The 13,686-nt window shown below is 43.4% G+C and carries 8 protein-coding genes; 7 read left to right on the top strand and 1 reads right to left on the bottom strand.

Annotated features, from left to right (window positions below; translation table 11 throughout):
- Window positions 1-112 precede the first annotated feature (112 nt).
- The 5 genes from leuB (at window position 113) to M3180_RS04370 (ending at window position 9,078) form a co-directional block, all read left to right on the top strand.
- A complete protein-coding gene (gene leuB, locus M3180_RS04390) occupies window positions 113-1,192 on the top strand; it encodes a 3-isopropylmalate dehydrogenase (RefSeq protein ID WP_251666065.1) in 1,080 nt (359 codons plus the stop codon).
- 335 nt (window positions 1,193-1,527) lie between these two features.
- A complete protein-coding gene (locus M3180_RS04385; RefSeq protein ID WP_251666064.1) occupies window positions 1,528-3,033 on the top strand; it encodes a leucyl aminopeptidase in 1,506 nt (501 codons plus the stop codon).
- Between the two features lie 214 nt (window positions 3,034-3,247).
- Window positions 3,248-6,148 (top strand): 2-oxoglutarate dehydrogenase E1 component, encoded by a 2,901-nt coding sequence (locus M3180_RS04380; protein WP_251666063.1) that lies wholly within the window; start codon window positions 3,248-3,250, stop codon window positions 6,146-6,148.
- 6 nt (window positions 6,149-6,154) lie between these two features.
- A complete protein-coding gene (odhB, locus tag M3180_RS04375) occupies window positions 6,155-7,423 on the top strand; it encodes a 2-oxoglutarate dehydrogenase complex dihydrolipoyllysine-residue succinyltransferase (protein WP_251666062.1) in 1,269 nt (422 codons plus the stop codon).
- Window positions 7,424-7,521: 98 nt separating this feature from the next.
- Window positions 7,522-9,078, top strand: a complete 1,557-nt coding sequence (locus tag M3180_RS04370; protein ID WP_251666061.1) for an ATP-binding protein — start codon at window positions 7,522-7,524, stop codon at window positions 9,076-9,078.
- A 110-nt stretch (window positions 9,079-9,188) separates the two neighbouring features.
- Here M3180_RS04370 and M3180_RS04365 read toward each other — a convergent pair whose 3' ends face one another.
- Window positions 9,189-10,034, bottom strand: coding sequence for a helix-turn-helix transcriptional regulator (locus M3180_RS04365; RefSeq protein ID WP_251666060.1), 846 nt, complete (start codon window positions 10,032-10,034; stop codon window positions 9,189-9,191).
- Between the two features lie 149 nt (window positions 10,035-10,183).
- Here M3180_RS04365 and M3180_RS04360 point away from each other — a divergent pair, with 149 nt between their 5' ends.
- Together M3180_RS04360 and uxaC are read left to right on the top strand one after the other, a co-directional pair.
- A complete protein-coding gene (locus M3180_RS04360) occupies window positions 10,184-11,314 on the top strand; it encodes a Gfo/Idh/MocA family protein (RefSeq protein WP_251666059.1) in 1,131 nt (376 codons plus the stop codon).
- Between the two features lie 529 nt (window positions 11,315-11,843).
- On the top strand, window positions 11,844-13,250 hold the full coding sequence (gene uxaC / locus M3180_RS04355) for a glucuronate isomerase (protein ID WP_251666058.1): 1,407 nt from the start codon (window positions 11,844-11,846) through the stop codon (window positions 13,248-13,250).
- Window positions 13,251-13,686: the final 436 nt, after the last annotated feature.

The raw sequence follows: 13,686 nt of genomic DNA, 5'->3' as shown, positions 1-13,686 counted from the left end.
TATCTTAGTCAAGCCTAGCAGTTTCGAGTTATAATAGGGTTAAATAATATCGTAAGTTGCATTGCCGATGAGCATGAAGGTGATGAACTAATAAAGATGAGGAGTGTCATACATGTCTGAAGTAAAAAAAATTGCTGTTCTTGGCGGAGACGGCATTGGTCCTGAGGTTGTAGGAGAAGCACTTAAAGTTTTGAAAAAAACAGAAGAGCTATTTGGATATAAATTTGAAACGGAACAAGCTCTATTTGGTGGAATCGCGATTGATGAAAAAGGAACTCCACTTCCACAGGAAACATTGGATCTTTGTCTTGCATCAGATGCTGTACTACTAGGTGCAGTTGGCGGTCCGAAATGGGACAGCAATCCAGCAGCACTTCGTCCCGAAACAGGACTGCTAGGTATTCGTAAAGCGCTAGGCTTGTTCTCTAACATTCGTCCTGCTAACGTATTTGATTGCTTGAAGGATGCTTCTACGCTTAAGCCAGAAGTGCTAGAAGGTACGGACCTTATCGTTGTTCGTGAATTGACAGGTGGGATCTACTTCGGAGAAAAATCCCGTCGTGATACAGAGAACGGTCAAGAAGCGATCGATACTTGCGTTTACAACGAAAAAGAAGTAGAGCGTATCGTTCGTCAAGCATTTGATATTGCGATGACTCGCAGCAAACGTCTTGCTTCTGTAGATAAAGCAAATGTTCTTGAAACATCTCGCTTATGGAGAGAAGTTGTTATTCGTGTAGCTGCTGAGTATCCTGAGGTTGAGCTAGAGCACGTGCTTGTTGATAACTGTGCGATGCAATTGCTTCGTCGTCCTTCAAGCTTTGATGTTATCGTTACTGAGAACATGTTTGGTGACATTCTATCAGATGAAGCTGCGATGCTTACAGGCTCTATCGGTATGCTATCCTCTGCTTCTCTAGGTGAAGGAAGCTTTGGTCTATACGAGCCAGTTCACGGCTCTGCACCTGACATTGCAGGTCAAGGCATCTCTAATCCAATTGCAACGATTCTTTCCGTAGCATTGATGTTCCGTTTAACTTTCGGTTACCACGATGCAGCGCAATCCATCGAAGATGCAGTGAAAGAAGTTCTTGATGCAGGTCATCGTACTGGAGATATCGCAGTCGATAAGAGCAAAGCTGTCGGCACAACAGCTATGGGTGATCTAATCATTGCGGCAATGAAAAAATAATAAATGATGATGAAGAGCATCACGGTCATATAACCGTGGTGCTTTTTTATATTAATAGGCTAACGATCAGCTTCGATGAAGCATTACAATCTACAAATATAGCGTACTGGCATGAAGCATTTGATCTGAAGTCAGTCAGCTCAAAGTACAAATGCTCGAGCATAAATTGCTATGATTCCATTTATAAATGATAATATAAGTTTGTGTTAATCTACATATATTGATGATGATGTTTTCATCCGTTATTGGTGTCAAATTGCCTTATTGAACGAGAAAGCTTACAATAAACAATGTCGCAGATTGCGAGTAATTGGTAATAACCTGCAGGAGGGATAATGTTGACTACATATAAATATGAAGAAATAGCTCCAGAAGCCGAAGGACTAATTGTACCGGTAACGGCTTCAGAATTGGAAGCACTTAAGGAAGGCCAACCATTCATACAGCCTGCAATCGATAAACAGCTGCAGCAAATGCTTAGCAGTGGAATTTTGAAAGCAAAGACTGGTAATACAGCAGCTGTAGCAACACTAGGCTTGCTTCCGCAGCAGATGGTCGTGATCACAGTGATCGATGAAGCAGCTACTGAGCTGCGCGAAGCATTTGCTCAGGCTGCTGGGAAAGTAAAAAGCAACAAGCTGAATACGCTAGCCATCGATATTAGCTCAGCTGCTGTTTCTAGAGTTTTACAGCAAGCCGGCATTGAACGCGCAGTAAAATGTATGCTAGAAGGGCTTAAGCTGACGCTTATTGGTCGACAAGTATTGAAAAAACAAGAGCAATCTTTGTTTGAAGTTCAACAAATTAGCTTTGTACTAAATGATGAACAGCTTGGACACAAATCAATCATTGAAGCTGCTGTTCAGGAAGCAGAATATATGACGGAAAGTGTAAAGCTTGCACGAGATTTAACAAACATGTCTGGCAATGAACTTACGCCTGAACGACTCGCTTTTTATGCAGAGGAAGTTGCGCAAAAGCTTGAACTCGATATTGAGGTGCTTGATGAATGGAGCTGCGCGGAAGAACAAATGGGTGGACTTCTTGGAGTTGGGCAGGGAAGCGTCAATCCACCTCGCATGATTGTCATTCATTATGAGGGAAATCCGGAATCAGAAGAAAAGTGGGGAATTGTTGGCAAAGGAATTACATTTGATACGGGAGGTATTTCCCTGAAGCCCGCAGCAGGCATGGAGGACATGATCTCGGACATGGGGGGAGCCGCAGCAGTGCTGGGTGCCATTCATGCGATTGCCTCGATGAAGGTGAAAGCAAATGTGCTGGCTGTCATTCCGACTGCGGAAAACATGCCTTCAGACAGAGCACTTAAGCCAGGCGATGTCATTCGAACGATGAGCGGTCATACGGTTGAGGTTGTGAATACCGACGCAGAAGGCAGGCTAGTACTGGCGGATGGAATCACGACTGCCATTAAGCGAGGGGCAACTAAGCTTGTTGACGTAGCCACCCTGACAGGGGCAGTGCTCGTCGCGCTTGGCACTGAAGCGACAGGTGCGGTAACGAACGACAAGTCACTGATGGAAAAAGTGATAGCTGCATCCGAAAAGAGCGGAGAACGGATATGGCAGCTTCCTGCATATGCTGAATATAAGAAACTGATCGAAAGTGACGTTGCTGATTTGAAAAACAGTGGGGGACGCCATGCTGGCTCTATTACAGCAGGATTGTTCATTGGTCATTTTGTCGAAGAAAAGCCATGGGTACATTTGGACATTGCGGGAACAGCTTATGTGAATAAGGCAAGACGCTGGGAGCCAAAAGGTGCAACTGGCGTGATGGTTAGAACATTATATGAACTAATTGCTGAAAAAGATAGATAGAACCTAAATAGGCTCGATTTTATGAGGATCTATACGCTATTTCGATGAAACCGATGCCAAAAGGGCTATTGAAGCCTTTTCATAATTGTACTAGAATATAGAGAAGTTACGAAGCTGTGACATGGTTTCTAACTTCTCTTTTCCATAATTGTGCGTGGAGCACGGAATTACAATATCAAGATCTAAAAGTATAGAGAGGGTGGAATAAACTGCAATGAGCATCCATGATGAGCGCATTTCTTCTCCTTGGAAGAGCTACTATGGTCCTAACTATGGTTATGTGCAAGAGCAATACGAGCTTTATTTGCAAGACCCGAATCTGGTAGACCCTTCCGTTCGTGAGCTTTTTGTTCGATGGGGCGAGCCTCCTAGCGACATATTAATTGATGAATCCACTGATTCGTCAAACAGTAAGGCGGTAGCGCGTGCTTCCTTAATTAGCAACAACATTCAGATCGACAATAACTTATTACAAAAGGTAGTAGCTGCACACCAATTGATGCTGAATATACGTCGTTACGGGCATCTTGGCGCAGATATTAATCCACTTGACTTGAGTCCAAAAGCTGATACAAAGCTATTGGAGCCTAAAACTTTTGGCTTAACAAAGCAAGATCTTGAAGCAATTCCAGCGTCACTCATTTGGAATAATGCACCATCCAACATTACGAATGGATGGGAAGCGATTTTACGTTTACGTGAAATATACGCTCGTTCCGCAGCCTATGAGTTTACGCATATTCATGATGAGCAAGAGCGTGAATGGTTATTCAAGCAAGCTGAGTCTGGTTCTTTCCCTGCTCCGCTATCCGCTCGTGAAAAAGAAGCTTTGCTAGAACGTTTGCTGCAAGTAGAAATGTTCGAGAACTTTATTCATAAAACTTTTGTAGGTCAGAAAAGATTTTCAATTGAAGGGCTAGACATGCTCGTGCCTGTACTAGATGAAATCGTACGTACAGTCGCGCATGACGGAGCTCAAAATATATTGGTTGGAATGGCACACCGCGGTCGTCTAAACGTTCTTACTCACGTGTTAGGCAAACCGTATGAAAAGATTTTCGCAGAATTCCATCATTCTCCTAATAAAGCACTTGAAAGCGCTAAAAACCTAAATTATGGATGGACTGGGGACGTGAAGTACCATCTGGGAGCGGATCGTGCTGTTCATGAAGGTGAAACGGTACGAGCTAATATTACGCTTGCCAACAACCCGTCACATTTGGAGTTTGTTAACTCTGTCGTTGAAGGCTATACGCGTGCAGCGCAGGAAGATCGTACAATGCCAGGCTATCCGAAGCAGGATCAGCATGCTGCAGTAACGATCTGTGTTCATGGTGATGCTGCCTTTATCGGAGAAGGTATCGTTGCTGAAACATTAAACTTTAACGGTCTTGACGGATATCGTAATGGCGGTACGCTTCATATTATTGCGAACAACCGTCTTGGATTTACAACGAACAGCCAAGATTCTCGCTCTACACATTATGCGAGTGACCTTGCTAAAGGCTTCGATCTTCCAATTGTGCACGTGAATGCGGATGATCCAGAGGCTTGTCTTGCTGCGGTCAGATTGGCATGTGAGTATCGTCTACGGTTCAACAAAGGCTTTGTCATCGATCTTATCGGCTATCGTCGCTATGGTCATAACGAGATGGACGATCCAGAAGGAACACAGCCAGTCATGTATAAGCTTATCCGCAATCATCCAACAGTTAGTACAATTTATGCTAATGAGCTTGTAGAGAACAACACGATGACGAAGGAGCAGGTTGAAGGCTTGCGCAACAAAACTGCTGAAGTATTGCAGCAGGCTTATGCTTCCATGAAGGCAAAGGAAGGCAAAAAAGAAAAACGCGAAAAAATAGAGGGCGTTATCGTTCCAGAGGATGTTAAAACATCTGTACCGCTTGAGCAGCTTCGCGAGATTAACTTGGAGATGCTTAACCGTCCAGAAGGGTTCACAGAGTATACTAAGCTTCAGCGCATCCTACAGCGCAGAGCGGTGAGCCTGAACGATGGTGAAAAAGTGGACTGGGCGCATGCAGAGGCGTTGGCATTTGCTACGATCTTGGCCGATGGTACACCAATTCGAATGACTGGACAGGATTCTGAGCGTGGTACGTTCTCACATCGTCATATCGTTCTCAATGATAATAGAACCGGGCAGAAATTCTCGCCATTGCATTATATACCGCAGGCAAAGGCATCATTTGCTATCCATAACTCGCCATTGTCTGAAACTGCAGTGCTAGGCTTTGAATATGGCTACAATGTATTCGCTCCAGAAACATTTGTAATCTGGGAAGCGCAATATGGTGACTTTGCTAACGTTGCTCAAGTGATCTTTGATCAATTTATTAGTGCAGGTCGCGCGAAATGGTCACAAAAATCAGGGATTACTATATTGCTGCCACATGGCTACGAAGGTCAAGGACCAGAGCATTCAAGTGCTCGTCTTGAACGCTTCCTACAACTGTCGGCAGACAATAACTGGACGGTAGCCAATTTAACGAGTGCAGCACAATACTTCCACTTGCTGCGTAAACAAGCGAAAATGCTTGGCAGCGACAATGTTCGTCCATTAGTGCTTATGGCACCAAAAAGCTTGATTCGTAACCCTAGAGTTGCTTCTCACGGCACGGAGTTTAGCGAAGGCTCATTTAAGCCGGTACTGCCTCAGTTCAGCTTAACGGAGACTAAAGCTCAGCGTGAAAGAGTGAAACGTCTAGTGTTCGGAACGGGTAAGGTAATGGTAGATCTGGAGGAAGCAATGTCATCCGCTGCTCCGTCTGAATATGACTGGCTGCGTCTAGCACGTATCGAGCAGTTGTATCCATTCCCACAAGCTGAGGTAGAACGGATTGTGAAGCTGTTCCCTGGCGTTGAAGAAATCATTTGGGTTCAAGAGGAACCGAAAAATATGGGCTCCTGGTGGTACATGCAGTCGAAGCTTCTCGCAGTAGCTCCGAAAAACGTCAGCGTAGGCTACATCGGACGTCAAGAGCGTGCAAGTACGGCAAGCGGTCATCAAGAGGTTCATGTCAGAGAGCAGCAAGAAATTATTACAACGACGTTGAATGGTCAGCCATTTGAATCGAATATTGTTAGGGGGTAGCAGCACATGGCAGATATTATTGTACCAGAATTGGGAGAATCGATTTCTGAAGGAACGATTACAAAATGGTTTGTTAAAGTTGGAGATACGGTAAATCAAGGTGATGTACTACTGGAGCTGGAAACAGATAAGGTAAACATTGAAATTAGTGCTGAATCAAGCGGTGTCATCGGTTCTGTTAATAAAGGCGATGGCGAGGTTGTATTGGTAGGCGAAGTGATTGGTTCTATCGGTGAAGGTGCTGGATCAACGGCTCCTGCAGCTGCTGAGCCACAAGCAGCTCCACAACAAGCTGCACCAGCGCCTGATGCTGAACCAGTAGCGGTAGCAGCTGCAGCACCAGCACCGCAAGTTCAAGCGGCAGAGAGCAGTTCTTCTTCTGCTGTAACTGCTTCACCAGCAGCTCGTAAGCTGGCTCGTGAGCAAGGCATTGATCTTAATCAAGTACAAAGCAAGGATGCAATTGGTCGTATCTATCCAGATAATGTACGTACACATAATCAGCCTCAATCCACTGCGCCTGCGCCTAAGCCAGCGACTGTAGCTCCTGCTGCTGCTGTTTCTGCAGAGGGCAAGCCAGTAGATCGTAAGCGTATGTCTCGTCGCAGAGCAACAATCGCGAAGCGTCTTGTGGAAGCACAACGTACAGCAGCTATGCTAACTACGTTCAATGAAGTGGATATGACTGCAATTCTTGATTTGCGCAAGCGCCGTAAAGAAAATTTCTTTGCGAAGAATGAAGTGAATCTAGGCTTTATGTCTTTCTTTACAAAAGCGGTGGTAGGAGCATTAAAGCAATTCCCACTACTTAATGCAGAGATCGACGGAGAAGATATCGTAATTAAAAAATTCTATGATATCGGTATTGCCGTTGCAGCGAAGGAAGGATTAGTCGTTCCCGTTGTTCGCGATGCAGATCGCCTAGGCTTTGCTGAGATCGAGCGTAATATAGCTGAGCTAGCTAAAAAAGCTCGTGCCAATACGCTAACACTTGATGAGCTACAAGGTGGTAGCTTCACGATTACTAACGGTGGTGTATTCGGTTCATTGCTTTCAACTCCCATCTTGAACACACCGCAGGTTGGTATATTGGGAATGCATAAAATTCAACTTCGTCCTGTGGCGATAGATGAAGAACGTATGGAAAACCGTCCGATGATGTACATTGCACTATCCTATGATCATCGTATTGTTGATGGAAGCGAGGCTGTTCGTTTCCTAGCAACGGTGAAGGAACTGTTAGAAGATCCTGAGCAATTATTGCTGCAAGGATAGTTGCTACCAAAAAAAACCTCTCGAATTTCTACAATTTGAGAGGTTTTTTCTAATTTGTGGCAAATATATATAGTGTGATAGGTTTGAAGGAGGCTGAAATGATGGAAATCTCGAATCATGCAGTAGATATGAATAGAAATGCTTCTATGAATCGAGCAGCAGGTCGTCAGTATCCATACTCCTACAATCAATCGAGCAGCTATATGAAATTTGAAGCATTAATAAAGGAACAATCAAATTTTTATTCTGTTCTGATGGATCATGTAGTTGCAGGTGTGTTTGTCGTATATGACAACACGTTTATTTATGTGAATTCTTATTTTGCACAGCTGCTAGGGTATGCTGTAGAGGAAATCGTTGGGCAGAAGGTTGATCGCTTTATTGAAGAGGAAGATTGGCTGCTGCCTCAGTCGTTCGAAGGCATACTGGATAGTGAGATTACGAAACGCCAAATCTTTCGATGGAATGGTAAGCATAAAAATTCGTCTATAGTTTACTTTGAAGGTAAAAGCACAACGATTAAACATGACGGCATTATATATTACTTATCAACCGTCCAAGATGTTACGATAAAGTATGAAAAAGAACGTGAGCTTATTCGCAATGCCAAAATGTATCAACGAATGCTGATGACCATTCCTGAACCGATCTTTATTACTGTTGATCATTCCATTGTGTTCGCAAATCGTCATGGTCTAGATCTATTAGGGAAGCGTCATGTCAGTGGCTTAACCGAGCAATCCTTTCTTGACTATTTTGATGTAAAGGATCGTGAAGATGTTGCTCTCGATTTTCAAAGTGCACTGCTTCTAGAGGAAGCGACACCCTTCAGGCAGCAGCAGATGAAAATAAGTGATCGCGTTATTGAGGTTGAGCACTCGAGCGTTAAAATCGAAAATTATATAGGTCGCACAGCAATCCTTACTATATTAAGAGATTTGACGGAGCGCAGACAGGATGAGGAACGTCTTGTTCGATCAGAAAAGCTGTCCGTGATCGGTCAGCTTGCTGCTGGAGTTGCTCATGAGATTCGTAATCCGCTTACTGCTCTAAAAGGCTTCACACAGCTGCTGCGCAACAAATACACCGAACACAGCTATTATTTCGATATTATGGGCACAGAAATTGATCGAATTAATTTGATTGTTAATGAGTTTATGACACTAGCTAAGCCACATTACAGCTCTTTCCAATTTAATGATATCGTCCACATTGTGCAAAGTGTATTATCGATTCTTGAGACACAAGCAGCGTTATATGGAGTAGAGCTAGACTTCCAAGCGCAGCAAGATTTACCTAACGTGCATTGTAATGAAAACCAACTGAAGCAGGTATTCATCAATGTCATTAAAAATGCGATTGAAGCGATGCAGGACGGAGGACGTGTCATCATTACGATTCGCTTTGAGCCATTGGAACAAATGCTTCATGTGAAAATTAAAGATCATGGCATAGGTATGCCTGATGACGTGCAAAAACGGATCGGAGAGCCATTTCTGACGACAAAGGAAAAGGGCACTGGGCTTGGATTGATGGTTAGCTCACGTATTATTGAGGAGCACAAAGGTACGATGCTTATAACGAGCAAGGCAGGGGAAGGTACATTAATTGATATACAACTGCCGATTCACATGGAGAATATAGCAAATGGATAAAAAGGGTGTCCTTTGTCGGCGTTGCCAGACAAAGGACACCCTTTATATTCCCTCATGGTGTCTTGAAGCATATCTAGCTGCATAAGCTGCTGATTGCTGTCGTCAACCATTCAACTGCTGAGCATTTGGTTCTGGCGGCGATATTGCTCAGCCGTTACACCGGTAATTTGCTTAAAGGCTCGTGAAAAGTGTGCTAAATGCTTAAAGCCAACCTCCAAGCTTATATCCGTTATCTTGGCTTGGCTATCCACGAGCAGCAGCTTAGCAGCGTAGATTCTTCGCTCAAGTAAATATTGAAAGATCGTTGTTCTTGTCACTTCCTTGAATGACTTGCTTAAATAGTATTTGTTAAGATGCAAGGCATGCTGCAGATGATCGAGCGTCAACTCTTTTGCGTAATGCTGCTCGATATACGTAATGATATTTTGCACATGATGTTGCTTTGTCGATGTATTGCTCATCTGTTCGTTATCCATCGGCTGCTGGCATTGCTCATTGAGAAATAACATAAACTCAAGCAACACGGCATGACTTTTTTGATAGGCATATACGTCGGTTCGCTGTCCTAGCTGAGCTAATTTAGTTAGAAGTGCTTCGCACTCTTCTCTTGCTTCACCTGATAAGGAGAGGTGTATGTTCTTAAGCTGAGTAAAGGGTGCAAGTAGATTGCTTGTATAGGATGGCTGGATATGCTTTTCGAAGTATAATGGATCAAAATGAATAATGCTGCGCTTGTACACGTCCTGTTTTTCAAGCAAAGCCTTGTGCAGTGTCATACCATGCATAAGGATCAGATCGCCAGGTGCTAGCTTGTATATTCGATCATTAATCAGATAGCTTACTTGCCCTTCGTGAAAGTAATAAATCTCATATTGATAGTGAGTGTGATAGACCAGCTTGCTCGGAATGGATGTAAGATAGCTTACTGTAAATGGTTTTGCTTGTACAACAGTCAATACCCCTCACTCCTTCTTACATTATCATTGCAATAAGTATACACCAATCACGGTTAAATGGCGTGGTGATTTCGATAAATTGCAGAGAAGTGATGTAGGAATGAAAGTGCTACCATTAGAATCAGAACATGACAAACTGGAGGTCTGTGATGATAAAGGTACGCATCGGTATTATCGGCTTAGGTAATATGGGCAAAGGCCATCTGTCCTATCTGTTAGAAGGTAAGGTAAGTGGGATTGAGCTAACTGCAGTAGCGGATACGAACGAATCTGCAAGACAGTGGGCTGAGCAGCATTTACCTCAGCATGTCATCATCTATGATCAGCCACAGAAGCTTATAGAATCATCGGTTGTTGATGGAGTCATTGTCTGTACCCCGCATTTTTCACACGCTGAGCTGGCCATCGAATGCTTTAAGCATAACAAGCATGTTCTCATTGAAAAGCCTGCAGGTGTATATACGAAGCAAGTACGTGAGATGAATGAGGCTGCTGCTTGTAGTAATGTCGTATTTAGCATTATGTACAACCAACGCACCAATCCCTTATATCAAAAGCTAAAGGACCTGGTTGATAGTGGCGAATTAGGTGAGATTCGTCGCACGAATTGGATAATAACAGATTGGTACCGATCACAGTACTATTATGACAGTGGCTCATGGCGTGCAACTTGGAAAGGTGAAGGCGGAGGGGTGTTGCTTAATCAGGCGCCACACCAGCTTGATTTGTGGCAGTGGACGGTAAGCTTAATGCCAAAACGAGTCCGTGCATTCTGTTACTTTGGCAAAGCGCGAAATATCGAAGTTGAGAATGACGTTACTGCATTCGTCGAGTATGACAATGGCGGTACGGGAGTGTTCATTACAACAACAATTGAAGCGCCAGGAACCAATCGTTATGAGGTAGTTGGAACGAAAGGTAAAGTAGTGATCGAGAATGGCAGGCTAACATTCAGCAGATTACGGGAATCTGAGCCAGAATATAATGCACGTTGTACAGAGAGCTTTGGTAAACCCGAAAGCTGGGTTATTGATGTACCGGTACAAGGAAATCATACAGATCATCTCGGAATTGTTCAAAACTGGGTAAATGCGATATTGCATGATGAGCCATTGCTCGCGCGAGGAGAAGAAGGAATAAAGGGTCTTATGTTATCGAATGCGATGCTGTTGTCTACTTGGAACGATGATTGGGTTGACCTGCCATTGGATGAGGAACAATTTTTAGTGCAGCTTCAGCAGAGAATGAATGAACCGCTAGTGAAGATAGGAGAAGTGTAATGCTCCTGCTCATCATGAAGGACGGCATTACAAGGTCAGCATGACATGGGAGAGAGAAGCGATATTATCCGTATAATATGCTTTGGTAAGCACTATGCATCTGTTCAAGCAATCAGTCTATATATTTCTCGGGAAATATTGAAAAGTAGAGCAGCATATTCACGCTTCTCGTTTAACCCATTATTTTATTTCAAATAGCCTATACGAAGGTCATATACGATATAAAGCGAGTTTTCCTAAGAGCATATATTCAAGGTGTCGTGTGTGGATGCTAACGCTTTTTGACTAAAGATGCTATAATCATCTAAATGATTCCTTATCATGAGCTTGATCAAACAAGAGCAAGCTACGTTAATGCTTTACTCTCATAGAGGTGGCATTAATAGAAAAGCAATGGGGAACGATTACTATATGAGTTTTCCGATGGTTTAGACTAAGATTTGCATGAGATTGTGCAACGTAATGACTGTATAGGCCGTAAGTAAGAGAACAACAAGACATACAGAATGAATGAAGGAGTGTAAAAACATTGAAGCCATTTTTGGATGAAAATTTTCTATTGCAAAACGATGCAGCACAAGCGTTGTATCATAACTATGCGAAGACAATGCCCATTATTGACTATCATTGCCATTTAGACCCAAAGGAAATTTATGAGAACGCAAGCTTTACCAACTTAACAGAGGCTTGGCTAGCTGGTGATCATTATAAATGGAGAGCCATTCGCGCGAATGGAGCGGTCGAAGAGCTTGTAACTGGTGGAGAAGGCGTAGATGATTACGATCGCTTCTTAGCATATACAGCAGCGTTACCACAAGCGATTGGCAATCCGCTATATCATTGGTCTCATCTGGAGCTTCAGCGTTTCTTTGGTGTTAATGAAATCATTAACGAATCAAACGCACCGATGATTTGGGAGAAAGTGAATGCAAAGCTTGCAACAGGTGACTATCGAGTACGTGATTTAATAAAAATGTCCAACGTTAGTGTCATCTGTACAACTGACGATCCAACGGATACATTGGAATACCATAAGAAAATAAAAGAGCTTGAGAACTTCGACGTTCAAGTATTACCTACCTTCCGTCCAGATAAAGCGCTTGAAATTAATAAAACAGGCTTTTTGGAGTGGATTGAGAAGCTTGCGCAAGTGTGTGGTGTAGAGCTGAACAGCTATGATGCGCTGCTTAAGGCATTAGATGATCGTATTGATTATTTCCAAGAGGTGGGCTGCAAGGTGTCCGATCATGGAATGGACTACGTTCCGTATCATGAAGCGACGAAAGAGCAGGCTGCTGATATTTATGCACGTAAGCTGCGTGGTGAAACAATCAGTCTCGTTGAAGAAAAGCAATATAAAACGTATACGTTTTTACATATGGCGAAGCGTTATGCGAAGTACGACTGGGCAATGCAGCTTCATATGAATCCTACACGCAATAACAATACAAGAATGTTCAAGAAGCTCGGTCCAGACCATGGCTTTGATGCAATTAATGATGCACCAGTAGCGGGTCCACTTCAAGGCCTGCTTGATGCATTGGAGCAGGAAGAGCTGCTGCCTAAAACAATCGTGTATTCACTCAATGCGAACGATAATGAAGTACTTGCTGCGCTTATTGGAGCGTTCCAAGGTGGTGGCGTTGCTGGTAAAATGCAGCTTGGATCAGCTTGGTGGTTTAACGATACGAAAAAAGGCATGATCGCTCAAATTGAAAGCTTGGCCAACTTTGGCTTACTCGGTCAATTCGTCGGAATGCTAACGGATTCTCGCAGCTTCCTAAGCTTTACCCGTCACGAATATTTCCGTCGCATCCTATGTAACGTCATTGGTACATGGGTAGAGCAAGGAGAGCTTCCATATGACGAGAAGCATCTCGGCCAGCTCGTACAAAACATTTGCTACTATAACGCGAAACGCTATTTCAATTTCTAACGTTGAATAGTGGCTGTTAGATAAATGAAAAGAAGCAAGCATTCAGAGCATGATAAGCTTCCCTAGACAAACAGATTCTGTCTGGCGATAGGGAAACATCACATCAGCCCGATGCTTGCTTCTTTTTTTTGATTATAGAACTCCCTAGCGAAGTAACTAGTGGGGTTAACGACGAAGCAACGCACACAACCGCTCCAGCGGAGTAAAAGGTGAGGTTTAGCAACGAAGCGACGCCCAAGAAGTGCCCCAGCGGAGTAAATAGTGAGAGTGTAAAAGCGAAGCGGTTGCCTTTGTCCTCTGATTTCTACAATAAATACCCTTCTTAGAAATCAGAGGACAACAGCAATTGAAACCTCACTAATTACGGAGCGCCGAAATCAGAGGACAACAGCAATTGAAACCTCACTATTTACGTAGCGCCGAAACCTCACTATTT

It is taken from the genome of Paenibacillus camelliae (genome assembly GCF_023715345.1).
In the GTDB taxonomy this organism is placed as follows: domain Bacteria; phylum Bacillota; class Bacilli; order Paenibacillales; family Paenibacillaceae; genus Pristimantibacillus; species Pristimantibacillus camelliae.
This window is presented reverse-complemented; position numbering and strand designations above follow the sequence as displayed.